This is a genomic window from Sphingomonas sp. 37zxx, assembly GCF_000786205.1.
Classification (GTDB): domain Bacteria; phylum Pseudomonadota; class Alphaproteobacteria; order Sphingomonadales; family Sphingomonadaceae; genus Sphingomonas.
Window position 1 is genome coordinate 21,848 of the sequence record NZ_JROH01000025.1, and the last position, 22,462, is coordinate 44,309.

Annotated in this window: 27 protein-coding genes and 1 tRNA gene; 16 read left to right on the top strand and 12 right to left on the bottom strand. The window is 64.7% G+C overall.

Features of this window, described 5'->3' with window-relative positions; all coding sequences use genetic code 11:
• The first annotated feature begins 3 nt into the window (after positions 1-3).
• Positions 4-741 (top strand): hypothetical protein, encoded by a 738-nt coding sequence (locus tag QU44_RS11020; RefSeq protein ID WP_033922206.1) that lies wholly within the window; start codon positions 4-6, stop codon positions 739-741.
• Here the strand turns inward: QU44_RS11020 and QU44_RS11025 are convergent.
• The 3 genes from QU44_RS11025 to QU44_RS11035 all read right to left on the bottom strand — a co-directional run bounded on the left by QU44_RS11025 (position 705) and on the right by QU44_RS11035 (position 2,694).
• On the bottom strand, positions 705-1,304 hold the full coding sequence (locus QU44_RS11025; RefSeq protein WP_033922207.1) for a GNAT family N-acetyltransferase: 600 nt from the start codon (positions 1,302-1,304) through the stop codon (positions 705-707). The two genes, QU44_RS11020 and QU44_RS11025, sit on opposite strands and share 37 nt — an antisense overlap.
• 3 nt (positions 1,305-1,307) lie before the next feature.
• Positions 1,308-2,150, bottom strand: coding sequence for an oxygen-dependent coproporphyrinogen oxidase (gene hemF / locus QU44_RS11030; RefSeq protein WP_033922208.1), 843 nt, complete (start codon positions 2,148-2,150; stop codon positions 1,308-1,310).
• 85 nt (positions 2,151-2,235) lie between these two features.
• On the bottom strand, positions 2,236-2,694 hold the full coding sequence (locus tag QU44_RS11035; RefSeq protein WP_033922209.1) for a tRNA (cytidine(34)-2'-O)-methyltransferase: 459 nt from the start codon (positions 2,692-2,694) through the stop codon (positions 2,236-2,238).
• A gap of 195 nt (positions 2,695-2,889) precedes the next feature.
• Between QU44_RS11035 and petA the strand changes: the two genes are divergently transcribed.
• The 5 genes from petA to QU44_RS17475 all read left to right on the top strand — a co-directional run bounded on the left by petA (position 2,890) and on the right by QU44_RS17475 (position 7,201).
• Positions 2,890-3,465 carry a ubiquinol-cytochrome c reductase iron-sulfur subunit gene (petA, locus tag QU44_RS11040; RefSeq protein ID WP_052134693.1) on the top strand — a complete coding sequence of 192 codons (576 nt, stop codon included), beginning with the start codon at positions 2,890-2,892 and terminating at the stop codon, positions 3,463-3,465.
• Between the two features lie 11 nt (positions 3,466-3,476).
• On the top strand, positions 3,477-4,793 hold the full coding sequence (locus QU44_RS11045; RefSeq protein WP_033922210.1) for a cytochrome b: 1,317 nt from the start codon (positions 3,477-3,479) through the stop codon (positions 4,791-4,793).
• A gap of 30 nt (positions 4,794-4,823) precedes the next feature.
• Positions 4,824-5,657, top strand: coding sequence for a cytochrome c1 (locus QU44_RS11050; RefSeq protein ID WP_033922211.1), 834 nt, complete (start codon positions 4,824-4,826; stop codon positions 5,655-5,657).
• Between the two features lie 144 nt (positions 5,658-5,801).
• Entirely contained in the window at positions 5,802-6,338 is a 537-nt protein-coding gene (locus tag QU44_RS11055; RefSeq protein ID WP_033922212.1) for an adenine phosphoribosyltransferase, read from the top strand.
• A gap of 167 nt (positions 6,339-6,505) precedes the next feature.
• The gene (locus tag QU44_RS17475; RefSeq protein ID WP_052134694.1) at positions 6,506-7,201 is read left to right on the top strand and encodes a hypothetical protein; all 696 of its coding nucleotides are present in this window, start codon (positions 6,506-6,508) and stop codon (positions 7,199-7,201) included.
• Positions 7,202-7,218: 17 nt separating this feature from the next.
• Here the strand turns inward: QU44_RS17475 and QU44_RS11065 are convergent, their stop codons facing one another.
• From QU44_RS11065 to QU44_RS11080, 4 genes are all read right to left on the bottom strand, one after another.
• Entirely contained in the window at positions 7,219-7,674 is a 456-nt protein-coding gene (locus QU44_RS11065) for a MaoC family dehydratase (RefSeq protein WP_033922214.1), read from the bottom strand.
• A 37-nt stretch (positions 7,675-7,711) separates the two neighbouring features.
• Positions 7,712-8,953 (bottom strand): alkaline phosphatase family protein, encoded by a 1,242-nt coding sequence (locus QU44_RS11070; protein WP_033922216.1) that lies wholly within the window; start codon positions 8,951-8,953, stop codon positions 7,712-7,714.
• 72 nt (positions 8,954-9,025) lie between these two features.
• Positions 9,026-9,739, bottom strand: coding sequence for a response regulator transcription factor CtrA (gene ctrA, locus QU44_RS11075; protein ID WP_033922217.1), 714 nt, complete (start codon positions 9,737-9,739; stop codon positions 9,026-9,028).
• A gap of 145 nt (positions 9,740-9,884) precedes the next feature.
• Positions 9,885-10,790 carry a LysR family transcriptional regulator gene (locus tag QU44_RS11080; protein WP_033922242.1) on the bottom strand — a complete coding sequence of 302 codons (906 nt, stop codon included), beginning with the start codon at positions 10,788-10,790 and terminating at the stop codon, positions 9,885-9,887.
• A gap of 121 nt (positions 10,791-10,911) precedes the next feature.
• Here QU44_RS11080 and QU44_RS11085 point away from each other — a divergent pair, with 121 nt between their 5' ends.
• Both QU44_RS11085 and wrbA read left to right on the top strand, forming a co-directional pair.
• Entirely contained in the window at positions 10,912-11,610 is a 699-nt protein-coding gene (locus QU44_RS11085; protein ID WP_033922243.1) for a pirin family protein, read from the top strand.
• 123 nt (positions 11,611-11,733) lie between these two features.
• The gene (gene wrbA, locus QU44_RS11090; RefSeq protein ID WP_033922219.1) at positions 11,734-12,336 is read left to right on the top strand and encodes an NAD(P)H:quinone oxidoreductase; all 603 of its coding nucleotides are present in this window, start codon (positions 11,734-11,736) and stop codon (positions 12,334-12,336) included.
• A 180-nt stretch (positions 12,337-12,516) separates the two neighbouring features.
• Here wrbA and QU44_RS18680 read toward each other — a convergent pair whose 3' ends face one another.
• Complete coding sequence (locus QU44_RS18680) at positions 12,517-13,335, bottom strand: M15 family metallopeptidase (protein ID WP_052134695.1); 819 nt, start codon at positions 13,333-13,335, stop codon at positions 12,517-12,519.
• Positions 13,336-13,417: 82 nt separating this feature from the next.
• Here QU44_RS18680 and QU44_RS11100 point away from each other — a divergent pair, with 82 nt between their 5' ends.
• From QU44_RS11100 to QU44_RS11115, 4 genes are all read left to right on the top strand, one after another.
• Positions 13,418-14,125 (top strand): RluA family pseudouridine synthase, encoded by a 708-nt coding sequence (locus QU44_RS11100; RefSeq protein ID WP_052134696.1) that lies wholly within the window; start codon positions 13,418-13,420, stop codon positions 14,123-14,125.
• The gene (arfB, locus tag QU44_RS11105; protein ID WP_033922220.1) at positions 14,118-14,525 is read left to right on the top strand and encodes an alternative ribosome rescue aminoacyl-tRNA hydrolase ArfB; all 408 of its coding nucleotides are present in this window, start codon (positions 14,118-14,120) and stop codon (positions 14,523-14,525) included. The genes QU44_RS11100 and arfB overlap by 8 nt, the downstream gene beginning before the upstream one ends.
• A gap of 89 nt (positions 14,526-14,614) precedes the next feature.
• Positions 14,615-15,106, top strand: a complete 492-nt coding sequence (locus QU44_RS11110; protein ID WP_033922221.1) for a GAF domain-containing protein — start codon at positions 14,615-14,617, stop codon at positions 15,104-15,106.
• 93 nt (positions 15,107-15,199) lie between these two features.
• Positions 15,200-16,006 carry an RcnB family protein gene (locus QU44_RS11115; RefSeq protein ID WP_052134697.1) on the top strand — a complete coding sequence of 269 codons (807 nt, stop codon included), beginning with the start codon at positions 15,200-15,202 and terminating at the stop codon, positions 16,004-16,006.
• Positions 16,007-16,010: 4 nt separating this feature from the next.
• On the opposite strand, the gene QU44_RS11120 is transcribed toward QU44_RS11115, so the two are convergent.
• From QU44_RS11120 to QU44_RS11130, 3 genes are all read right to left on the bottom strand, one after another.
• Positions 16,011-16,220 (bottom strand): DUF1289 domain-containing protein, encoded by a 210-nt coding sequence (locus QU44_RS11120; protein WP_052134698.1) that lies wholly within the window; start codon positions 16,218-16,220, stop codon positions 16,011-16,013.
• Positions 16,221-16,227: 7 nt separating this feature from the next.
• The gene (locus tag QU44_RS11125; protein ID WP_033922223.1) at positions 16,228-17,739 is read right to left on the bottom strand and encodes a DEAD/DEAH box helicase; all 1,512 of its coding nucleotides are present in this window, start codon (positions 17,737-17,739) and stop codon (positions 16,228-16,230) included.
• 87 nt (positions 17,740-17,826) lie between these two features.
• Entirely contained in the window at positions 17,827-18,297 is a 471-nt protein-coding gene (locus tag QU44_RS11130) for a hypothetical protein (RefSeq protein ID WP_156141100.1), read from the bottom strand.
• Positions 18,298-18,390: 93 nt separating this feature from the next.
• On the opposite strand from QU44_RS11130, the gene QU44_RS11135 reads away from it, so the two are divergent.
• Positions 18,391-19,836, top strand: a complete 1,446-nt coding sequence (locus QU44_RS11135) for an FAD-binding oxidoreductase (RefSeq protein WP_052134704.1) — start codon at positions 18,391-18,393, stop codon at positions 19,834-19,836.
• 35 nt (positions 19,837-19,871) lie between these two features.
• The gene (locus tag QU44_RS11140) at positions 19,872-20,663 is read left to right on the top strand and encodes a SapC family protein (protein ID WP_033922226.1); all 792 of its coding nucleotides are present in this window, start codon (positions 19,872-19,874) and stop codon (positions 20,661-20,663) included.
• A gap of 259 nt (positions 20,664-20,922) precedes the next feature.
• Here the strand turns inward: QU44_RS11140 and QU44_RS11145 are convergent, their stop codons facing one another.
• Entirely contained in the window at positions 20,923-21,765 is an 843-nt protein-coding gene (locus QU44_RS11145) for an N-formylglutamate amidohydrolase (RefSeq protein ID WP_231621717.1), read from the bottom strand.
• 160 nt (positions 21,766-21,925) lie between these two features.
• On the opposite strand from QU44_RS11145, the gene cpdR reads away from it, so the two are divergent.
• Together cpdR and QU44_RS11155 are read left to right on the top strand one after the other, a co-directional pair.
• Positions 21,926-22,303, top strand: coding sequence for a cell cycle two-component system response regulator CpdR (gene cpdR / locus QU44_RS11150; RefSeq protein ID WP_033922228.1), 378 nt, complete (start codon positions 21,926-21,928; stop codon positions 22,301-22,303).
• Between the two features lie 77 nt (positions 22,304-22,380).
• Positions 22,381-22,455, top strand: a tRNA-Val gene (locus tag QU44_RS11155).
• Positions 22,456-22,462: the final 7 nt, after the last annotated feature.

Below are 22,462 nucleotides of genomic sequence, written 5' to 3' on the forward strand. Positions count from 1 at the left end.
AAAATGCGTTTTTCGATGGGGCATCTGATCGCCGATGCCCAGCGCATGTGGCGTGCCGAGCGACCGCTGCTGTTGCCGATAGCGGGGCTGTTCTACTTCCTGCCGACGCTCGCCCTGCTGTTGCTGTTGCCGCAGCCTGCCGAAATCACCGACCCCGGCACCGATGCCGCCAGCCAGGCATTGATCGCCTACACGCTCGACAATGCCGGATCGATCCTGTCGGCGAACCTTGCCAATCTGTTCGGCGCGGCGGTCGTGCTGCTGCTGTTCCTGGGTCGCCCGCAATTGACGGCGTCGGACGCCTTGCGCCGGGCGCTGACCTTGCTGCCGATTTTCCTGATCGCGGTGATTTCGGTCTGGGCCGGAGTATTCGTCGGCGGGCTGATGTTCGTGTTGCCGGGGCTGTATCTGGTCGGCCGCAGCTTCCTGGTGACCGCGGTGATTGCGAGCGAAGGCGCGCAAAGTCCGGTACAGGCGATCAGTCGATCGTTCGCGCTGACCAAGGGGCGCGGCTGGTTGTTCTTCTCCCTGGTCGCCGCCGTGTTCCTGACCGGGCAGGTCGGCGTGATGATCGCGGGCAGCATCGATCGCGCGATGATCGCCAGCGGCATGGCGTCGCCGGTTACCGTCTTCCTCTTCAACGCGAGTGCGGCCCTGGCATCGACCGCCGCATCGCTGGCGACCTTGCTGCTCGAGGTTGCGGCCTATCGCCGCCTGGCGGGATCGAGCAACGGGATTTGAGGCGCGGTTTCCGGGGGCAGGATGCCGCTTAGCCGGGGATCGGGAAAGGTCTCCATCGTCCGGCGAAAGGCGACGAAGCCGCTGCGGCGATAAAAATCGAGCGCGCGATGGTGATCGAGCGTGCAGCTATGCACCCACATCCGCTTCACCTCCCGGGTCCAGCCGAGCATCAGCGCGTTGGCCATCAGCCAGCGTCCGTCACCGCGCCCGATGCGTTCGGGGATCAATCCGAAATAGGAAAGCTCGCAGGTGTTCGCATGGCGATGGTCTAACTCGAGAAACCCGACCTCTATTCCCGCGCGATCGACGGCGGCATAGATCGAGATGCCGGGATCGTGGATGATCGCGGCGAGCAGGTCATCGGCCATCACCAGCCGCGAATACCATAGCCAGGGCGCACCGATTCGCGCGAACAAGGCGCGGTAGCGGGCAAGCGTTGGCTGCTCCCACCGCACCAGCCGCAATTCGGAGGGCGGCATCGGGGCGGGGCGTGGCCGTTGCAGCATCTCCAGCGTGGTGACGATGGTCGCAAGATGCCCGTCGGGCACCGGCGTCAGCCCCATCGATCAGCTCCAGGTGGCGCGCGGGGGCAGGCTCATCAAAATGGCTTCGATATTGCCGCCGGTCTTCAATCCGAACAGCGTGCCGCGATCATGGACGAGGTTGAATTCGGCATAGCGGCCACGCCATTCGAGCATGACCGCCTCTTCCTCCGCCGTCCATGGCATGTCCATCCGCCGCCGGACGATTCGCGGATAGCTGTCGAGAAACGCCTCGCCGACCGATTGGGTCAGCGCGAAATTGGCGTCGAAATCGCCGTCCATATGGTCGTAAAAAATCCCGCCGACGCCGCGCGCGACGCCGCGATGGGGGATCCAGAAATATTCCTCCGCCCATTGTTTGAATCGCGGATAATAGCTTGGATCATGCGCGTCGCAGGCGGCCTGCATCGCGCCATGAAAGTCTTCGGTGTCCTCGGCATAGGGCAAGGGCGGGTTGAGATCGCCGCCGCCGCCGAACCAGCGCTTGGTGGTGACCAGAAATCGGGTGTTCATATGGACGGCGGGGACATGCGGATTGGTCATGTGCGCGACCAGGCTGATGCCGGTGGCAAAGAAGCGCGGGTCGCTGTCGGCCCCGTGGATCGACTTGGCGAAATCGCCTTCGAACGTGCCGCCGACGGTCGAGACGTTGACGCCGACCTTTTCGAATACCTTCCCCTTCATTACGCCGCGAACGCCGCCGCCGCCGGGTTCGCCCGAAGGATCGATTCGATCCCAGGGGGTATATTCGAAGCTGGCATCGGAGCCGGCGTCGCGCTCAATGGCTTCAAAGGCTGAACAGATGCGGTCGCGAAGGCTTTCGAACCAGGTGCGGGCGGCAGTTTGCTGCGGGTCAAGCGGTTGCATGGGCGCAGGTTAGCGCGCCGCGCGGGGGAGGGGAAGCGGGCGGTTGATCGAGGTTTCGGTCGCGCTGGCGCGAAGGATTTGCCGATCAGCCCCCGCTGCCCGGCCAGCCCCCCGTTTGTTGCAGCGCCGCGCCCAGGACCAATGCGACGCTCACCCCGACGTTGAGCGAGCGCATGCCCGGCATCATCGGCACCACCACCCGCGAATCAGCGCGGTCATGGACGTGATCGGGCACGCCGGTGCCTTCGGAGCCGAACAACAGCGTATCGTTTTCCTCGAACATGGCAGCGTCGAGCCGCGTCGCGCCCTTGGTCGTCGCCAGCACCAGCCGCCCCTGCAACGCCGCTTCGAATGCGGCAAAGTCGGCATGGCGGGTCACCTGCGCCGCCCGGGCATAATCCATGCCGGCGCGCGCCAATGCCCGGTCGCTGAAGGTAAACCCCATCGGCTCGATCAGATCGACCGCGACGTTCATGCACGCTGCGGTGCGCAGAATCGCGCCGACATTGCCGGCGATGTCGGGTTCGAACAGGGCTATACGCATCTTCAATATCCAAGCAGATTGGGGCCGGGCGCGCTACCGCCGAAATGGGGTGTTGGCAAAAGGCCATGTCCAAGTCTATCAGGCCGCAGCCCCCGCATGTCCGGTGGGTCTGGCGTGACCGCACGGCTTCGCCTCGCATTGCAGGCGACATCGTGCGACTCACCGCTCAAGGCATTGGTTTTCAAGGGCTGACGCATGGCTACGGTTGATACGACTATCCCGCACAACGAATCGCTCGGCGAAGGGCCGGCCGATCCACGTCGCCGCGATTATATGGCGATTGGCGCGGTTGCCTTCGCCGGAGTCGGCGCAGGTGTGATCGCGCTGCCGCTCATCAATTCGATGAGCCCGGCGGCCGATACGCTGGCGGCATCGAGCACCGAAATCGACATTTCGGCGATCCAGCCGGGGCAGTCGATCAAATCGAGCTTCCGAAAACAGCCGCTGTTCGTCCGCAACCTGACGCCGCAAGAGATTGCAGCAGCCGACGCCACCCCGCTGAGCGACCTGCGCGATCCGCAGACGCTCGCTGACCGTACCAAGGCGGGCAAGTCGAACTGGCTGGTGACGATGGGTGTCTGCACCCATCTGGGCTGCGTGCCGCTGGGCGCGGGCGAGGGCGAGAATAAGGGCGCATTCGGCGGTTATTTCTGCCCGTGCCATGGTTCCGCCTATGATACAGCAGGGCGGATCCGTTCCGGCCCGGCACCGACGAACCTTGCGGTTCCCGAATATGCATTCACCACCGACACCATGATAACGGTCGGCTGAGGAGCGAGCAGATGAGCTTCCCCTGGGCAAAGCAGTATGAGCCGGCGTCGCCGGTTTCCAAGTGGATCGACGAGCGGCTGCCCGTGCCGCGTCTGGTCTACAACGCCGTCGGTGCCGGTTATCCGGTGCCACGCAACCTGAATTATTTCTGGAACTTCGGTGTGCTCGCTGGCGCGGCCCTGGGTATCCAGATCATCACCGGCATTTTCCTGGCGATGAACTATTCGACTGACGCGATGACCGCGTTTTTCTCGGTCGAACGGATCATGCGCGACGTGCCCGCCGGCTGGCTGCTGCGCTATGCCCATGCCAACGGCGCATCGATGTTCTTCATCGTGGTGTATATCCACATCTGTCGCGGTCTCTATTACGGCTCGTACAAAGCGCCGCGAGAGATGATCTGGCTGCTCGGCGTGGTCATCTTCCTGTTGATGATGGCGACCGCGTTCATGGGCTATGTGCTGCCATGGGGCCAGATGAGCTTCTGGGGCGCGCAGGTGATCACCGGCTTCTTCTCGGCGCTGCCGCTGGTCGGCGAGCCGATCCGCATCTGGCTGCTCGGTGGCTATGCCCCCGATGCCGCTGCGCTGAACCGTTTCTTCTCGTTGCACTATCTGCTGCCGTTCGTAACCGCCGGTGTGATTATCCTGCACATCTGGGCGCTGCACATTCCCGGCTCGAACAACCCGACCGGCGTTGGCGTCAAGGGTCCGCAGGATACGGTGCCGTTCCACCCCTATTACACTGCCAAGGACGGTTTCGGCCTGGGCGTGTTCCTGCTGGTGTTTGCGGGCTTCCTGTTCTTCGCACCGAACATGCTGGGTCACCCCGACAACTACATCCAGGCGAACCCGCTTTCGACGCCCGCGCACATCGTGCCCGAATGGTATTTCCTGCCATTCTACGCGATTTTGAAGAGCTTCACCGCCAACTTTATCCTGGACGCAAAGCTCTGGGGCGTACTGGCGATGTTCGGCTCGATCCTGCTGCTGTTCTTCCTGCCATGGCTTGATCGTTCGCCGGTGCGTTCGTCGAACTATCGCCCTAAGAACCGCATGTTCCTGATCGTGCTGCTGATCGACGTGCTGGTGCTGGGCTATGTCGGCGGTGCCGAAGCCAGCAACTTCAACGTCATGATCGGCCAGATCGCGACGACCTATTATTTCCTCCACTTCCTGGTCATCCTGCCGATCGTGTCGGCTGCCGAGCGTCCGCGCCCGCTGCCCAATTCGATCACCGAGGCTGTGCTGAAGTGTAAGGGCGGTACCAGCCCTGCTCAGACCGCCATCCCCGGCGCGCATGGTGCGCAGCCGCAGCCTGCCGAATAAGCCAGTCGAACCAAGGACGAGACGACCCTCATGATCCGTATCATCGCACCACTTATCGGCCTTGGCTTCGCCTTCGTCCTGGTGCTGGGCCTGTTCGGCACGCTTACCGCCGAAGCCCAGCCCGAAGACGCTTCGCATGAGTTCTATCAGAAGCCGCGCGACGCCGGGCTGCCTTCGGCTGGCATCTTCGGTAAGTTCGACAACCAGCAGCTGCAGCGTGGCTTCCAGGTGTATAAGGAAGTCTGCTCGGCTTGCCATTCGATCAACCTGGTATCGTTCCGCGACCTGGCGTCGCTGGGCTATAGCGAAGGCGAAGTGAAGGCGATCGCCAGCCAGTGGTCGGTCGAAGCACCCAGCGTGAACCCGGACACCGGTGAAGCCGCGACCCGCAAGAATACCCCTGCTGACCGTTTCCCGCTGGTCTATGCCAACGCAGTTGCCGCGCGCGCGGCGAACAACAACGCGATCCCGCCCGATCTGTCGTTGATGACGAAGGCGCGCGGCGACGGTTCGAACTATGTTTACTCGCTGCTGACAGGTTATGTGCCGCAGCCGGCTGAATTAGTGGCCAAGCATCCGACCTCTGCGACGCCGCCGGGGCTGAACTACAATCCCTATTTCCCGACCCTGAACCTTGCGATGTCGCCGCCGCTGGTGGCTGATGATCAGGTTACCTATGCCGATGGTACGCCAGCGACGGTGGATCAGATGGCCAAGGACGTATCGGCCTTCCTGACCTGGACCGCCGAACCCAAGCTGGAAATCCGGCATCAGGCGGGCCTTGCGGCATTCCTGTTCATCCTGATCTTCACTGGCCTCGCTTATGGTGCCTATCGCAACATCTGGCGCGACCTGAAGCATTGATCGACACAACTGGCCGGTAATCCGGCAGGTTAGGAAAGGCCCCGAACTCAAATCGAGTTCGGGGCCTTTTTTGTGCCCATGGCGACGCAGCCGACGATAAAGGTTGCTGCGACTCGCTACCGCCCTGCTTCCCCGGAGACCGCCATGACCGCCGCCGACCAGCTTCGTACCCTGATCCGCACCATCCCCAATTTCCCCAAACCCGGCATCCAGTTTCGCGACATCACTACCCTGCTGCTCGATCCCGCTGGGCTGCGTCTGGCGACCGAGACCATGGCTGCGGCAATCTCTGGTCCGGTCGATCTGGTAGCGGGGATCGAAGCGAGAGGGTTTGTGTTCGCGCCGACGCTGGCGCTGGCGCTGGGGGCAGGGGTGCTGCTGATCCGCAAGGATGGCAAGCTGCCCGGGGCGACCATCGCGGAGGATTACGCGCTGGAATACGGCACCGATCGTATCACGATGCACGCCGATGCCTTTACGCCGGGGGCCAGGGTGTTGCTTGTCGACGACCTGATCGCAACTGGTGGCACGGCGCGCGCGGCGGTTAGGCTGATCCGCAAGGCTGGCGGAGTCGTGACCCAGGCGGCGTTCGTCATCGACCTTCCCGAACTCGGCGGTGCGCGCGCGCTGGCTAGTGACGGGATTGATGTTCACGCGCTGGTTGATTTCGAAGGCCACTAGTCGACGATCGGCAACAGCAAGAGTTTCGCCGGGTGAATGTTCCCTGCGTACCGAGCGGGAACTATTCTGACTGACCTTCGGTTCTTCAGGGTCAGGTGGTTCACGCGCGGTTCAACGCAGTGATGTAAAAGTAGGTCATGGCTCCGCGTATCTTGGAGAGGATTCACATGTTGGCATCGCGCATTCGCACGGCAGGATTTGCTATAATCGCTGCCATTGGTCTTTCGGCTTGCGGCTATAACCAGGGCTATGGATATGGTGGCCTTGGCGTCGGCGTAGGCTCGGGCTTTTACAATAACGGCTATTATGACGACGGCCTGTACGGTGGCGGCTTTGGCGCACCAGTTGGCGGCTTTTATGGCGGCGGCTTGGGCGGATCTTATTTCGGCTGGAACAGCGGCTTTTATTATCCCGGTACGGGCTATTATGTGTACGGACGTGACCGCCGCCCAGTGCGCTGGAACAATGCACAGCGCCGCTATTGGGAAGGCCGCCGCAATACGCTGGCACCGGGACAGCGGCGTGATCTACGCGCGAATTGGCAGGGCTTTCGCCAGGATCGCCGTGCCGATGAGCGCGATTTCCGGCAAGACCGCCGAATCGATCGGCGTGAGTTTCGACAGGGTCAGATCACGCGGCCGCAATTTCGTGCCGATCGCCAGCAGGATCGCCGCGAATTTCGACCGGATCGCCGGGGCGACGTGCGCCAGCTCCGCCAGAATAATCGCGCGATCACCCGCCCAGATCGCCCGGCGCGGATCGTAGCGCCGCAAACCCGGGTGGATCGCCCGGTCGTTCGGCAGGTCAATCGCGCCAACCGCCAAGCGATTCGTCAGGGCAATAGGACTCGGCAGCCTCGGTAACGCAATTGGGATGCCTTTCAGGCAGTGGGGGTTGGTCGGGTCGCGATCAGGCCGATGGCGATGAAGGACAGCACCGGCTCGTCATGCTGGTTGAACGTCGTCATGCGCGATCGCGTGCTGCCCATTTCGGGGCGGCTTCGCGATGCGCGGGTTTCGATGATTTCGTTCTCGCAGCGAAGCGTATCGCCGGGATAAACGGGTTTGAGCCAGCGCAGTTCATCGACCCCCGCCGCGCCCAGCGACGCTTGCGGATGTTCCTGCAGATGCGTGACGAACATCGCCATCGTCATTGCACAACTATGCCACCCGCTCGCCGACATTCTCCCGAAATGGGTGAGCGCGGCGGCTTCGTCGGATAGGTGGAATGGCTGTGGATCGAAGCGTGCGGCGAAGGCCAGCACTTCTTCCCGCGTGACGACATGGCTGCCGAACGCAGCCTTGTCGCCGATGGTCAAATCTTCAAAATAGCGCATGCGTCAGTTTCGATCCGAAACCCGCCGCCCGCAAGCCCTATTCGGCCAGCGCGCCTTGCAGTGGTTCGATCCGGCCATCCACATCGGTTGCCGCCGACAGCCCCGCCAAACGCCGCAGTAGTGCATAGACATCGACATTGTCGGCAATCGGCAATGTCACGCCGCGCCGGAAGGCGGGGCCGCTGGCGACGAGGATCGAGTTCATCGCAGGATCGGCATTGTCATAGCCATGCGCGCCGCCCTTGATCGGATATTTAGGCGGCTGGCCAAGGATCATCCAGCCGCTGTCGGCGATGCAGATATAGGGCGGGACGCGAGGGTTACGGCCATAAGCGAGCCGCGCGGGGAGCGCCGCCTTTTCCATGCAGCGCATATGCGGGTGCGGCTTCGCCAGCGCGGCCACCACGGCAGCCTCACGCCCGGGCTGGGCGTGGAACGTCGCATAGGGGCCATCCTCGGCCAGCCGAATGTCGCTGGCGGGAAAGGCTGCCAGCAGGTCGATCGTGCGATCCGCCGAGACCTCGGCCATGCCATGGTCGGATACCAGGATCAGGTTCGCCGGCTGGCGGAGCGCCCCGAGTTCGCTGAGCAAGAAGCCGATCAGTGAATCTGCCTCGGCGATGGCCGCGTTCACCTCGGGCGATTGCGGGCCGAAGCGGTGGCCGGCAGTATCGACGGTATCGAAATACAGCGTCACCAGCTTGGGGCGAGTGGCGGCGGGACGGCGCAGCCAATCGACCACCGCGTTCACCCGGTTGCGCTCGGGCAAGGCCTGCGCGAATTGCTGCCAGTCGCTGGGATAGGTCTCGCGCACCTTGCTGTTCGATCCGGGCCAGAACATCGTCGCGGTGCGGATGCCGGCCTTCTCGGCGGTGACCCAGATCGGCTCGGCCTGATCCCACCAATAAGGCTCGAGGCTGGCCATAGTGAAAACTTCGCCGGGCCGCGCCGGATCTTCGAACCGGTTGGCGACGATGCCGTTGCGATCGGGATGCAGCCCGGTGACGAGCGCATAATGGTTGGGGAAGGTCTTGGTCGGGAAGGAGGGGCGCATCGGGGCCTGGACGCCTTGCGCCGCCAGCCTTGCCATATTCGGGGTGATGCCGCGCTTCAGATAATCGGGGTGGAAGCCGTCGATCGATACCAGGATCGTCACCGGATCGCGCTGCTCGGCCGGGGCGGCGGCAATCATCGGTTCGGGAGCGCCGGCGGACCCGCTAGCGCATGCTTGCAGCGCAACAGCCAGCGCGACTGCGGCGAGACGTGGAATGATATGCATGCCCAGCCACTGCCACCGATCTGTTACCGAGGAAAGGCACCCCGGCGCGGGATCAGGTCGGCAGGCAAATACTCAGGCGACTTGCGCTTCGACCAGTCCCATGTCCAACCCATCGGGATCGCGCAGCACATAGCCGCGACCCCAGACGGTCTCGATATAATTGTCGCCGTCGGTCGCCATGCTCAGCTTCTTGCGAAGCTTGCAGATGAACACGTCGATGATCTTGAGCTCGGGTTCGTCCATCCCGCCATAAAGGTGGTTCAGGAACATTTCCTTGGTCAGCGTCGTGCCCTTGCGCAGCGAGAGCAGCTCGAGCATCGCATATTCCTTGCCGGTCAGATGCACCCGCGCATTATCGACCTCGACTGTCTTGGCATCGAGATTGACCGCGAGCTTGCCGGTGCGGATCACCGACTGGCTATGGCCCTTGGAGCGGCGGACAACGGCGTGGATTCGCGCGACCAGTTCGTCGCGGTGAAAGGGCTTGGTGACATAATCATCGGCACCGAAGCCGAACGAGCGCACCTTGCTGTCCATTTCGTTATTGCCCGACAGGATCAATACCGGGGTCGAGACGCGGGCGACGCGGAGGCGCTTGAGCACCTCATAACCGTGCATGTCGGGCAGGTTCAGGTCGAGCAGGATGATGTCGTAATCATACAGTTTACCGAGATCGAGGCCTTCTTCGCCAAGGTCCGTCGTATAGATATTGAAGCCTTCGGTCGTCAGCATGAGATCGATCGCCTTGGCGGTCGTCGGCTCGTCCTCGATTAGCAATACGCGCATCGGTGCGTCCTCCTGTACCCATGACCAGCAAACCTGCCCCCCTTAAGGCTGGCGCACTCATGAGTATTCGATTAACCTAAGCAGCTCTAAAGGCAAAAGGTTAATTTCCTCCTAACCGGCATCTTCCCACGAGTCGCGCGGGTTTTCAGCTGCCCTGCCCAAGCTTTCGGAAGCGATCGGCGAGGAAAGCGATCAAGGTTTCGACTCGGGCGGGCCGCCGTGCGCCGGGCGGGGTGAGCAGGTGCAGACCGATCGGCTTGCCCGCCCATTCGGGCAGGATCGCCACCAGGCGGCCTGCCGCCAGATCGTCGTCGACGATGAAATCGGGCAGCCGCGCGATGCCCAGCCCGGCGCGAAGCGCAGGCAACATCGCATCGCCGCTGTCGGCGGCCAGCGGGCCGGTCGGGCGGATCGCGGCGACTTCGCCATTAGGCCCTTCGAACTGCCAGGTCGCATTGGCGCGATTGGTGTAGGTGAAGCAGGCGTGATCGGCCAGTTGCGCCGGGTGGGTGGGCGTGCCGGCGCGTGCCAGATAGGCCGGTGCCGCCACGACATGGCCGCGCACATTGCCAAGCCTGCGCGCGCGCAACGAACTGTCGGGCAGGTCGGCGATCCGCAGCGCGACGTCGATGCCCGCGGCGATGATGTCGATGCGCGTGTCGGACAGGGTCAAGTCGATCTGGATCGCGGGATTGGCGATCAGAAAGTCGGCGATCGCCGGCGCGACGTGGCGCACGCCGAAGGTCATCGGGGCGGCGACCCGCACCAGCCCGGCGGGCGCGGTGGCAGCCTCCCGCGCGGCTTCCTCGGCGGCATAGCCTTCCTCGACGATCCGCTGCGCGCGCTCGGCCAGCGCCTTGCCGCTGTCGGTGAGGGTCAATTTGCGCGAGGTGCGGTGAAACAGCGACGTACCCAGCCGCGCTTCGAGGCGGGTAATTGCCTTCGACACCGTCGCCTTGCTCACCCCGATCGCCGTGGCCGCGCCGCTGAAGGAGCGTTGTTCGACAACTGCGGCGAAGATCGCCCAGGCTTCAAGATCGGGAAGTTGCATCGCGATGGCGATAAGCAAAATTCCCCGAATGGTCGATAGCGAAACGAAGTGTTTCCATCGTTTCGATTTTCGCGCCCATCGCAAGCGCCTATGTTCGCTGCAACACGAAAGGAACCTTGCAATGATCGACAAACGTTCGTTCGAAAGCCTGGGCCATGCCGACCATGGATGGCTCAAGGCGCGCCATCATTTCTCGTTCGCCAATTATTACGATCCCTCGCGGATGGGCTGGGGCAAGATCCGCGTCTGGAACGATGACGAGATCGCCGCCAATTCAGGCTTTCCGCCGCATCCGCACGCCGACATGGAGATCATCACCTATGTCCGATCGGGGGCGATCACCCACAAGGATTCGATGGGCAATGAAGGCCGCACCGTGGCGGGCGATGTCCAGGTGATGTCGGCGGGCACCGGGGTTCGCCACGCCGAATATAACCTTGAGCCCGAAACGACGCGGATCTTCCAGATATGGATCGAGCCGAGCCGGCGCGGTGGTGCGCCGTCCTGGGGGGCCAAGCCCTTCCCCAAGGAGCAGCGTTCGGGCCAGTTCGCGGTGCTCGCCAGCGGCTTTGCCGAGGATAGCGACGCGCTGCCGATCCGCGCCGAAGCGCGCGTGCTGGGTGCCACGGTGAAGGCCGGCGAGACGATCGATTATGTGATCGGTGAGGGGCGGCACGTGTATCTGGTGCCCGCGACCGGCGCGATCGAGGTCAATGGCGAGCCGGTGGGCGCCCGCGACGGCGCGGCGCTGAAGGGCGGCCAGACCGTGGCGATCCGCGCGACCGAGGAAGCCGAGATCGTATTGGTCGATTCGGAATGATTCTACCCCCCTCCCGCTTGCGGGAGGGGCCGGGGGTGGGGCCGTCGAAGCCTGCAGCCTCCAATGAAATGCCCACCCCTAACCCCTCCCGCAAGCGGGAGGGGGATTAAGAAAGAAGCGACAATGGCAAAAGTTCTGGTGCTTTATTATTCGTCCTACGGCCATATCGAGACGATGGCCGAAGCAGTCGCCGAGGGCGCACGCGGTGCCGGCGCGAGCGTAGACATTCGCCGCGTTCCCGAAACCGCGCCGCAATCAGTGGTCGAAGCCGCGCATTTCAAGACCGACAGCCCGCATCCGGTGATCGAAGGCCCCGACGCTCTGGCGGAGTATGACGCGATCATCATCGGCACCGGCACGCGCTTTGGCCGGATGAGCAGCCAGATGGCGGCGTTCCTCGACACCACCGGCGGCCTGTGGGCGCGCGGCGCGCTCAACGGCAAGGTCGGGGGCGCGTTCACTTCGACGGCGAGCCAGCATGGCGGGCAGGAGACCACCCTGTTTTCGATCATCACCAACCTGCTGCATTTCGGCATGGCGGTGGTCGGGCTGGATTACGGTTTCCAGGGGCAGATGGGCCTCGACGAGGTCAAGGGCGGATCGCCTTATGGCGCGACGACGATCGCCGATGGCGACGGCAGCCGCCAGCCGAGCGCGGTCGAGCTAGACGGCGCGCGCTATCAGGGGCGGCGGATTGCCGAGGTTGCGACGAAGCTGTTCGGGTAGAATAACCCCACCGTTCGTCCTGAGTAGGGACTGAGCGAAGGCGAAGGCCCGTATCGAAGGACTTTGCCCCAAGCGGGCCAGTGCTTCGATACGCCGCCCTTCGACTGCCTGCCAAGGCAGGCGCTCAGGACAGGCTTCGACAAGCTCAGCGGCTACTCAGGACGAACGGTACGTCAGAAGTCACTCCGGCCCCGGCCTTGCCGGAAACGCCTTGCGCGCCTGCGAGAAAATAGCCCGCGCCGAGGCTGCGCCCGGTGCCGTCGCGCTGGTGCCCACCCAGCGCCAATGCCACGGCTCCCATTTCATCTGCTGCTGGTTCCCCGCCGGGAACGACATTTCGAAGCCGTAGCGCGCGGCGTTGGCGATCAGCCATTTGCCCACCGGCGTCGCGGCGAAGCAGGCATCGGCGTCGGGACAGCCGCCGCGATCGGTGGTGCCGAAATCGATGACATAGCCGGTAGCGTGCTCGCTAAAGCCCGGCGGGGCCGACGCCCAGGCGCGGTCGCGAAAGCCCATGCTCCGGCCCGAAAGGATGCCCGCGCAAAAGGTCTGCGCCTGCAACGCGACGCCGCGATGGCACGATACCGAGCGCAATTTCCCCGCGACCGCCGGATCGGCGTTCGACGCGGCGATCAGTCGGTTGAGATCACCCAGCATCGCCGGATGCACCCGGCACGCGCCGCCATCGGAGAGTGGCGGCGGGGCGGGTAGCAGCACGCTTTCGGAAACGCCGGGATAGGGGAAATGGTTGAGCAGCCGTCCGTCGGGGGTGGGCGCGACGCTGCCGCGTCCGCACAGCGAGACCGGCGCGCGCGCTACGATCGGTGGCGGGGCGATAGCAACCGGGGGTGCCGCTACCGGCGGGGGCGGCGGCGGGGTAGGGGCCACCACCTCTGCGGGCGGCGCGGCGCAGGCGGCGAGGGTGAGGGCAACCGTTAGCCCGAGCACCGCTCGCACCGAGATTGTCGAAGTGCCGTTCTTCGCTTCGGCAGCGGGCAAGAAACACGGCGCTTCAACAGGCGCAGCACGAACGGTCGATAGGTGGGTTCGCCTGAGGCCAAACATCCCTATAGGGGGGGCTATGTTAAGCGACCGCATCCTGTTCATCGATGGCGAGGCACTGATCCTCGACAAACCCGCCGGCCTGCCGGTGGATTCCCCGCGCGACCGCAGCCCGAGTGTCGAATCGATGCTCGATGAGCTGACCTTCGGTTTCAAACGTGTTCCTTTGCCCGTCCATCGGCTCGACCGCGACACCAGCGGTTGCCTGCTACTGGCGCGCAACCCCAAGGCGCACAAGCGGTTCCAGCAGGCGTTTGAACAAGGGCTGGTGACCAAGAAATATCTGGCGGTGATCGACGGCGTGCCCGACGACGCCACCGGCACCGTCGACATGGCGCTGGCCAAGGTCAGCACCGCCGAGACCGGCTGGCGGATGGTCGGCGATCCGCAGGGCAAGCGCGCGGTGACGCATTGGGAAGTGCTGCGCGAGCATCAGGGCCGCGCATTGGTGGCCTTCACCCCCGAAACCGGGCGGACGCATCAGATCCGGGTCCATGCCTCGCACGGCATGGGAATCCCGATCGTCGGCGATCCGGTCTATGGCCGGGCCGATCAGCGGCTGGTGATGCTGTTGCACGCGGTCGAGCTGTCGGTACCGCGCGACGGCAAGCCGCCGGTTGCGGCCACCTCGGACTTGCCCGAGCGTTTTGCGCTGGCGGGGTTCGGGCCGGTGCCGGTGGCCGTTGCCGAGCCGAGCGACCAGCCGAGCGACCCGGCGGGTGTCTGACTATCGCATCCCCGACGAAGCGATCGTCGAGGAACGCTTCCTCGCCGCGACCGGGCCGGGGGGGCAGAATGTCAACAAAGTGGCGACCGCGGTGCAACTGCGGGTCGATGTGTATCGGCTGGGGCTGGCACCCTGGGCTTATGCACAGCTCAAGACGCTGGCGGGGAGCCGGATGACGGCGGGCGGCGAATTGCTGATCACCGCGCGCCGCTTTCGCACGCAGGACGCCAATCGCGAGGATGCCCGCGCGCGGCTGTCCGAGCTGGTGGGGCAGGCGATGGTGCGCCAGGCACGGCGGATCGCGACCAAGCCCAGCCGCAATGCCAAGGCCAAGCGGGTCGATGCCAAGAAAAGCCGCGCAACCGTGAAGGCCGGGCGCGGCAAGGTTTCGATGGATTGAGGGGTGCCCCTTACCCCGTTCGCCCTTCGACAAGCCCAGCACGAAAGGGGTAAGGGGCGGGGATTAAGCCAATCCACGAAAGCGCCGCCATGTACGATTTCACCATCACCGCCACCGAGAAATCCGACCTTTATCGCGACCTCGCAAAAGCGCTCGACGCGCTGACCGCCGATGAGCGTGATAGCATCGCCAATATGGCCAATGCGGCGGCGTTGCTGTGGCAATATCTGCCCGACCTGAATTGGGCGGGGTTTTACCGCGTCGTCGGGGGCGAGCTGGTGCTTGGGCCGTTCCAGGGGAAGGCCGCGTGCATTCGGATCGCGTTCGGCAAGGGCGTGTGCGGCGCGGCGGCGGCGACGCTGGAGACGCAGGTGGTCGCCGATGTCCACGCCTTCCCCGGCCACATCGCCTGCGACGCCGCCAGCCGATCCGAGCTGGTGGTGCCGATCGTTCGTGATGGGGTGTTGCTGGGGGTACTCGACCTCGACAGCCCGGTGCCGGGGCGTTTCGATGCCGAGGATGCCAAGGGGTGCGAGGCGCTGATGGCGATGCTGGCCCCGCGGATCGACCTGCCCCGATAAGGGACGCCGGGGTAGGCTGACGCGATTCGCGGCTGCTGATGTGACCTGTTAAGAAACCGTAAATTTACGGTGGGCAGGGAGCAACGGGGCGTGATGCGAAGCTTGATGATGACGGCGGTGCTGGTGTCGACGGTCCCGTTCGGTGCCGTCGCGGTTGCCCAACAGCCCCAGGCGGGTGCCCGACAGCCAACGCAGCGGGTAGCGGCGACTCGCCCGATGCCGCAGCAGGCGCGCTGGGGCGATCGCTATCAGGGCCGCTGGGTTGCGGGCTATCGCGCGCCCGGCGGCTGGGAGGCGTATCGCCGCCCGGTACGTGGTTATGGCATTCCGTCTTATTGGGTGCAGCCGAGCTTCTACATCGCCGACTTCGCCGCTTATGGGCTTGGCGCGCCGCAGCCGGGCTATGGCTGGTATCGTTACTATGACGATGCCGTACTGGTCGATGAACGCGGCTATGTGCAGGATTCGGTCGCCGGCGTCGAATGGGACCGCGACGGCCGCGCCTATGTCGATTATGACCAGGTGTACGCGCACGAATATTATGCCGATGCGCCGCCGGTGCAGGCACCTGTAGTGGCGCAGGCTCCGGCGGCGGTGCGCTATGGTCCGCGCAGCGAGGTGGTGCAGCCGCTGCCGAGCGAACGTCGTGCCGAGCATCGCGCGCAGCCGATGCGGCAGGCCGCCCGCACCGTGAAGACCATCACGACGACCAGCTACCCGCACGGCACCGTCCCGCAGCCGCAGACGGTGACCACCACGCCCGGCTATATCGCCAACGGCTATTATTATCCGCCGGTCACGACGACGACGATCACTTATGGCCACCCGGTGGTGACGACGACGGTTACCGAAGAAGTGATCCGCTATGCCGGGGAAAAGCGTGGCCGGCGCAGTCGATAGCTAGCTAATCCCGCGCAAGCTGCTGCATGCGCGCGGGGAGTTGATCGAGCACGCGCTGGCGGCCTGCATTGTCGTTGGCCGACCAGCATGCGATCTCGTCGCCGCTGCGCCCGCACCCCAGGCACCAGCCGGTAGCCTTGTCGAGCGCGCATACCAGGATGCACGGGCTTTCCACCTTGGGCGGGGGGAAGGCGATGAAATCGGCGGCGGCCATGGCGGCTTCAGCGATTCAGCGTGACTTCTAGGAACGCCGGGAACGGGCCGTTCCAGCCATCGTCGGGCTGATCATCGACCGCGCGATCGCGATAGGCGGCGGCGCGGTCGCTGCGGCGCGAGCGCCCTTCATCGCGCGGCTGGCGATCCTGACGCGGGCGTTGATCCTCGCGTGCGCGATGGTCGTCGCGTGCGCGTTGTTCGTCGCGGGGACGGCGCTCTTCGCGTGGCGGGCGGACGATTTCGGCGGGCAGGGGATCGTCGGCGATCGGTTCGGGCAAGGCCGCTGCGATTTCGGGCTCGAAGCTCGGGGCCGAAGTCCGCGGTTTGGCGCCCCGGCGCGGGGTTCGTTCGCGTTGCGGTGCGTCTGCCACCGGCGTATCGACCGGGGCGGGGACGGGCGCCGCAGCGACCTTCAACCGCTCGATCTTTTGCCCCTGCAGCTTTTCGATATTCGCGACATTCTCGGCATCTTCGGGCGTTACGAAGGTGTAGGCGACCCCGGTAGCGCCAGCGCGACCAGTGCGGCCGATGCGATGGACATAATCATCGGGATGCCAGGGCGCGTCGAAATTGAAGACATGGCTGACGCCCTTGATGTCCAGCCCGCGCGCGGCGACGTCGGAGGCGACGAGGATGGTCACTTCGCCGCGCTTGAAGCGATCGAGTTCGGCCAGCCGCGCCGACTGGTCCATGTCGCCATGAATTTCGCTCGACGCCAGGCCCAAGCGGCGAAGGCTCTTGTTGAGTTCGCGCACCGTCGTCTTGCGGTTGCAAAAGATGATCGCGGTGCGAACCTCTTCCTGTTGCAGCAATGTCGACAGCATCGCGCGCTTGGCGTCGGACTTCAGCGGCACCAGATATTGGGCGATGCTGAGATTGCTCGACGCCGGGCGCGACACCTCGATCATCTTTGGATTGTCGAGAAACTTGTCGGCCAGCTTCTTGATCGGCGGCGGCATCGTGGCCGAGAACAACAGCGTCTGGCGCGCCTTTGGCAGCTTGGTGCAGATTTCCTCGATATCGGGGATGAACCCCATATCGAGCATCCGATCGGCCTCATCGATCACCAGCAGCGAACAGCCGGTGAGCAGGATCTTGCCGCGACCGAACAGGTCCATCAGCCGGCCCGGCGTGGCGATCAGCACGTCGACGCCCTTTTCGAGCGCCGCCATCTGGTCGCCCATCGAAACGCCGCCGATCAGCAGCGCCATCGAAAGGCCCGAATATTTGCCGTATTTCTCGAAATTCTCGGCCACCTGCGCGGCGAGTTCGCGAGTCGGCTCGAGGATCAGCGAGCGCGGCATCCGTGCGCGGCTGCGCCCCTGTGCCAGGATGTCGATCATCGGCAGCACGAACGACGCGGTCTTGCCGGTGCCGGTCTGGGCGATCCCGATCAGGTCGCGCATCATCAGGACCGAGGGGATAGCGCTCGCCTGAATCGGCGTCGGTTCGGTATAACCCGATTCATTGACGGCACGCAGTAGTTCGTCAGACAGGCCGAGATCGGCAAAGCTCATGCGAATGTCCGGAAATCGCGGGCGCTCAATGCACCCGCAGGTTTAAAATCGGTCGCGGATTTGCGCCGGATTGTCAAGTTTTGCGCGTCAGCGGGTGGGCACCAACGCTCGAAAATCCTCGATTTGGCACGTGCTGCCCGATTGCGAGCGGATCGTATCGCGTCGCGCGCAAAGCTGGCCATCGCTGGTCCGTTCGACCGAGAAGCCGCGGTAAAAGGCAAGTGCCGGGCAATCGCCGCCCAATTTGGCGCGGATACGCTTGCCCCCCGCCAGCACCAGATCGACGCTGTCGGGGCGGGTAATCGCGGCACCGGCCAGTGAAGTCATCGGCAGACATTGCTCGCCTGCATGCTCCACCCAACTGATCGGTGGGATCGGCGCGGCGGCGGCGATCGGGGTGCGCGGCGCAGCGATGCGTGCCACCCGAATGGTGATTCGCTGGCGGATGCGAACCGATGGCGGCGGTGTCGGCTCTGTCGGGCGAACCTGTGCCTGCCATGCCGGTTGCGCCCCGAAGGCGAGCGCCATTGCCGTCAGGAAGGGGAAGGGTATCGCCAATACATACACCATCAATCGCTATAGTGCGGCCGTAGGGTTGAACCTTCGATGAATTGCCCATCCGGGCGCCTCCATGCTAATCGCTGTCGAACGATGACACCAGCCCAGTCCATGATGATCGCGGCGGTTCGCTTGCGCTTGGGCGAGCGGGCGGTGATCGACGATCCCGACCTGATCGCGCCCTGGCTGACCGACTGGCGCGGTCGTTACCACGGCCGGACGCCCGCGATATTGCAGCCCGCTGATACCGCTGGCGTTGCGTCGATCGTCGCGCTGGCGGCGGAGCATGGCGTCGCGCTGGTGCCGCAGGGGGGCAATACGTCGATGGTGGGGGGTGCTACTCCGCCAAGCGATGGCAGCGCGCTTATCCTGTCGCTGCGGCGGCTGAACCGCATTCGATCGGTGTCGCGCGATGAAGGGCGGGCGGTGGCTGAAGCCGGGGTGATCCTGGCCGAGCTGCATGCCGCCGCCGATGCCGAGGGGATGCGATTCCCGCTGACGCTGGGCGCGCGCGGATCGGCGACGATCGGCGGGCTGGTGTCGACCAACGCCGGCGGTACGCAGGTGCTGCGATTCGGCACGATGCGGCGGCTGGTGACCGGGATCGAGGCGGTGCTGCCCGATGGATCGGTGCATGACGGGCTGTCGTCGCTGAAAAAGGATAATCGCGGCTATGACCTAGACCAGTTGCTGGTGGGGGCCGAGGGGACGCTGGGGATCGTCACCGCCGCTGCATTGACGCTGGTGCCCGCCATCGCGGTGCGCGCGGTGGCATGGGCGGGGCTGGCATCGCCGCAGGATGCGCTGGCGCTGTTGCGGCGGATCGAGGCGCGGACCGATCTGGTCGAAAGCTTCGAGATCATCCCCGGCGACACGCTGGCACTGGCGATCGCGCATGTGCCCGGCGGCCGCTCGCCGGTTGCGGGCACGCATCGCTGGCATGTGCTGATCGAAGCGGTGAGCGGCGATGCCGGTGCCGATCCTGCCGCCGTGATCGAGCCGCTGCTGGCCGATGCGATCGCCGACGGGCTGATCGCCGATGCGACGATCGCCGTCAGCGAAGCGCAGGCCGAAGCATTTTGGACGCTGCGTGATTCGCTGTCGGCTGCCGAGCGGGCGACCGGACCGGCGGCGCAGCATGATATTTCGGTGCCGGTACCGGCGATGCCGCGCTTCATGATCGAGGCAGCGGCGGCGGTCGAGGCGCGCTTTCCCGGCACGCATGCCACCGCGTTTGGGCATCTGGGCGACGGCAATGTCCATTTCCATGTGCGCGCGCCCGCCGGCGTCGACCCTGAGCGCTGGTATGCCGAAGATGCGCCGCTCGCCACGCGCTTCGTCCATGATCTGGTCGTAGCGGCGGGCGGGTCGATTTCGGCCGAGCATGGCATCGGCCAGATGAAGCGCGACGAACTCGCCCGGCTGGGGCCGCCGGCGCGACTGACGATGCTGCGCGCGATCAAGACCGCATTCGATCCGCAGGGGCTTTTCAATCCGGGTAAACTCGTGTCCCTTGCGCCCGACCGGTCTGCAACCTAGAGCGCGCCGGACTTTCATTCGTCCGGGAGAGTAAGATGGCCACCGTGCCGCAGTCGCAATCGCTGCCCCTTTTCTACAACAACCTCGAGCCGCTTTCGAGCCAGACCCATGCCGATTTCCGCGTGCGTCCGGCCAATGTCGCGCCGTTCCTTGCCCAGCATCACGCGGTGCCGCTGACCGTCGAGGAATTCCCGCTGGTCCAGCGCCGCATGCCGATCGTGTTTTCGGCGGGCGACGATCCCGTGCCGCTGGCGCTGATGGGCCTGAACGAGGGCGTCAACACCTTCATCGACGACACCGGCGCGCTGGTGGATAACGACGTGTACGTCCCCGCTTATATCCGCCGTTACCCTTATCTGCTGGCCAAGCTGCGGCCCGACACCGACGAATTGTCGCTGTGCTTCGATCCGACGTCGGAGACGATCGGCGCGTTCGAGGATGGCGAGCGTCTGTTCGAAAATGGCGAGCCGACCGAGCTGACCAAGGGCATTTTGAGCTTTGCCGAGCAGTTCGAGCAGGCGGGCCAGCGTACCGGCCAGTTCATGCGCGAGCTGAAAGAGCTTGGCATCATGATGGACGGCGAAATCTCGATCCAGCCCGAGGGTGCGCAGCCTTTCGTCTATCGCGGTTTCCAGATGGTCGACGAAAAGAAGCTGAACGATCTGCGCGGCGACCAGCTTCGCAAGCTGACGCAGAACGGCATCCTGCCATTGGTGTACGCGCACCTGTTCTCGCTCAGCCTGATGCGCGATCTGTTCGCCAAGCAGATGCAGCAGGGCAAGCTGCCGCAGCAGCCACAGCCGCTGATGGGTCAACCGCTGAATTGACACCGGGGGCCGCGGTCGCCGCAGGTGGCGATCGCGGCAAATTTCGCCGTTGGTTCACAGTGGCTTAGCGATCATTTGGCGAAAGCCTTGTCGCACCCGGATATGTCGCCTATATTGTTGGTACGCGGTCTCGTGTCCCCCCTTTCGCGGGATCGTGCGACACACCTTTCAGGTGTGTCTCCTCCCTGAACCTAGGCCACCTCGTGCGGTTTCGCACGAGGTGGTTTTTTTATGTGCCGCGTTGGCGGCGGGGACTGGTTTACTCGGCGGCGGCGGCGATCGGCGCGACTTCGTCGAGCACCGCATCGATCATCGCTCGCAACGTGCGGCCAAGCCGCTGTGCGCCTTCGTTGGCGGTGAGGGTCGTCGGATCGAGGTACAGCGTCCGGTCGAATTCGATCTGGATCGCATGCACCCCGGCGGCTGGCGCGCCATGGGTATCGAGGATGTGGCCGCCGGCATAAGGCGCGTTGATCGCCAGCCGAAGCCCGCTGGCCGCCGCTGCGCGCTCGGCCCGTTCGAGGACGTGCGATCCGGCGCTGGCACCGAAGCGATCGCCCAGCACGATCCGCGCGGGGGTATCGCCCGCCAGGGTCGGCATCGAATGAATGTCTAGCAGGACCGCAACGCCGAAACGCCGCCGCGCCGCCGCCAGCGTCTGGCGCAGCGCCTGGTGATAAGGGCGGTGATCCTCGACGATCCGCGCCATCACTTCCTCGGCACGCAGCCGCCGCCGCCAGACATCGCCCGACACCCCGGCGCGGCGCGGGATCAGCCCCAGCCCGCCCTTCAGCTTTGCCGACTCGGCTGGCATCGCCTGTGCCGATACGCCTTCGTCGATGCGGGGGTCGCGTTCATGCTCGCCGCGGTTCAGGTCGATCCAGGCGCGGGCGCGGCGCGCGACCAGCATGGTTTCATCGCGGCGCGCGGCATGGGCGATCGAATCGACATAGCGGTCCTCCAGCGGCAGCAGCGCCGCAAGCGGCAGGCGGATCGCCCCCAGCATCGCCGGCGGATAGTCACGCCCGGCATGCGGCACCGACAGCACTACCGGCGATACCGGATCGGCAGGACCGAACCGGTCAAAGCTTGGGGGTGCCACGGCGTCTTTCACTGTCGGAACGCTAAACGCTGCCACTCGCGCCGACAATGCCGTACTGGGACTGCATCGCGGCGCATCGGGCACAGCGTCTGCTGGAAAATGTTAAGGGCTTGCCGCATAGAGTGCGCCAGCCGCCGGGGCCGGCAGGGACGGGGACGCGATGTACAGGATTTTGCTGGCCGAAGATGACAATGTCATGCGCGAATATCTGACGCGCGCATTGCAGCGTTCGGGTTATTTCGTCAGCGCGGTCGATCGCGGCACGGCGGCGATCCCGCTGCTCGAGGCCGAACCCTATGACCTGTTGCTCACCGACATCGTGATGCCCGAAATGGACGGGATCGAACTGGCGCAGCGCGCAGGCGAGATCGCGCCCGACATGCGCGTGATGTTCATCACCGGCTTTGCCGCGGTGACGCTGAAGGCGGGCAAGGCGATGCCGCAGGCGCGGGTGCTGTCAAAGCCGTTTCACCTGCGCGACCTGGTGATGGAAATCGACCGGCTGTTTGAAATGGATACCATTCCCAGCCGCAATTGATGGCTCGGACGCGGCCAAGCGCATTTTACCCGCTTGCACCGGCGCGCGACCCTCGCTAATGGCTTCGCTCCCACTGGGGGCGCGTAGCTCAGTGGTAGAGCACTGTGTTGACATCGCAGGGGTCGCAAGTTCAATCCTTGCCGCGCCCACCATAAAAAC

Coding starts and splice junctions, on each gene's coding strand:
- QU44_RS11100 (WP_052134696.1), top strand. CDS start 13,418: ATGTTAAGCGACCGCATCCTGTTCATCGATGGCGAGGCACTGATCCTC.
- QU44_RS11070 (WP_033922216.1), bottom strand. CDS start 8,953: ATGCATATCATTCCACGTCTCGCCGCAGTCGCGCTGGCTGTTGCGCTG.
- QU44_RS11020 (WP_033922206.1), top strand. CDS start 4: ATGCGTTTTTCGATGGGGCATCTGATCGCCGATGCCCAGCGCATGTGG.
- wrbA (WP_033922219.1), top strand. CDS start 11,734: ATGGCAAAAGTTCTGGTGCTTTATTATTCGTCCTACGGCCATATCGAG.
- QU44_RS11115 (WP_052134697.1), top strand. CDS start 15,200: ATGCGAAGCTTGATGATGACGGCGGTGCTGGTGTCGACGGTCCCGTTC.
- QU44_RS11065 (WP_033922214.1), bottom strand. CDS start 7,674: ATGCGCTATTTTGAAGATTTGACCATCGGCGACAAGGCTGCGTTCGGC.
- QU44_RS17475 (WP_052134694.1), top strand. CDS start 6,506: ATGTTGGCATCGCGCATTCGCACGGCAGGATTTGCTATAATCGCTGCC.
- QU44_RS11110 (WP_033922221.1), top strand. CDS start 14,615: ATGTACGATTTCACCATCACCGCCACCGAGAAATCCGACCTTTATCGC.
- QU44_RS11025 (WP_033922207.1), bottom strand. CDS start 1,304: ATGGGGCTGACGCCGGTGCCCGACGGGCATCTTGCGACCATCGTCACC.
- QU44_RS11135 (WP_052134704.1), top strand. CDS start 18,391: ATGACACCAGCCCAGTCCATGATGATCGCGGCGGTTCGCTTGCGCTTG.
- QU44_RS11080 (WP_033922242.1), bottom strand. CDS start 10,790: ATGCAACTTCCCGATCTTGAAGCCTGGGCGATCTTCGCCGCAGTTGTC.
- QU44_RS11035 (WP_033922209.1), bottom strand. CDS start 2,694: ATGCGTATAGCCCTGTTCGAACCCGACATCGCCGGCAATGTCGGCGCG.
- QU44_RS11050 (WP_033922211.1), top strand. CDS start 4,824: ATGATCCGTATCATCGCACCACTTATCGGCCTTGGCTTCGCCTTCGTC.
- QU44_RS11140 (WP_033922226.1), top strand. CDS start 19,872: ATGGCCACCGTGCCGCAGTCGCAATCGCTGCCCCTTTTCTACAACAAC.
- QU44_RS11045 (WP_033922210.1), top strand. CDS start 3,477: ATGAGCTTCCCCTGGGCAAAGCAGTATGAGCCGGCGTCGCCGGTTTCC.
- petA (WP_052134693.1), top strand. CDS start 2,890: ATGGCTACGGTTGATACGACTATCCCGCACAACGAATCGCTCGGCGAA.
- cpdR (WP_033922228.1), top strand. CDS start 21,926: ATGTACAGGATTTTGCTGGCCGAAGATGACAATGTCATGCGCGAATAT.
- QU44_RS11125 (WP_033922223.1), bottom strand. CDS start 17,739: ATGAGCTTTGCCGATCTCGGCCTGTCTGACGAACTACTGCGTGCCGTC.
- ctrA (WP_033922217.1), bottom strand. CDS start 9,739: ATGCGCGTATTGCTAATCGAGGACGAGCCGACGACCGCCAAGGCGATC.
- QU44_RS11120 (WP_052134698.1), bottom strand. CDS start 16,220: ATGGCCGCCGCCGATTTCATCGCCTTCCCCCCGCCCAAGGTGGAAAGC.
- QU44_RS11085 (WP_033922243.1), top strand. CDS start 10,912: ATGATCGACAAACGTTCGTTCGAAAGCCTGGGCCATGCCGACCATGGA.
- hemF (WP_033922208.1), bottom strand. CDS start 2,150: ATGCAACCGCTTGACCCGCAGCAAACTGCCGCCCGCACCTGGTTCGAA.
- QU44_RS11055 (WP_033922212.1), top strand. CDS start 5,802: ATGACCGCCGCCGACCAGCTTCGTACCCTGATCCGCACCATCCCCAAT.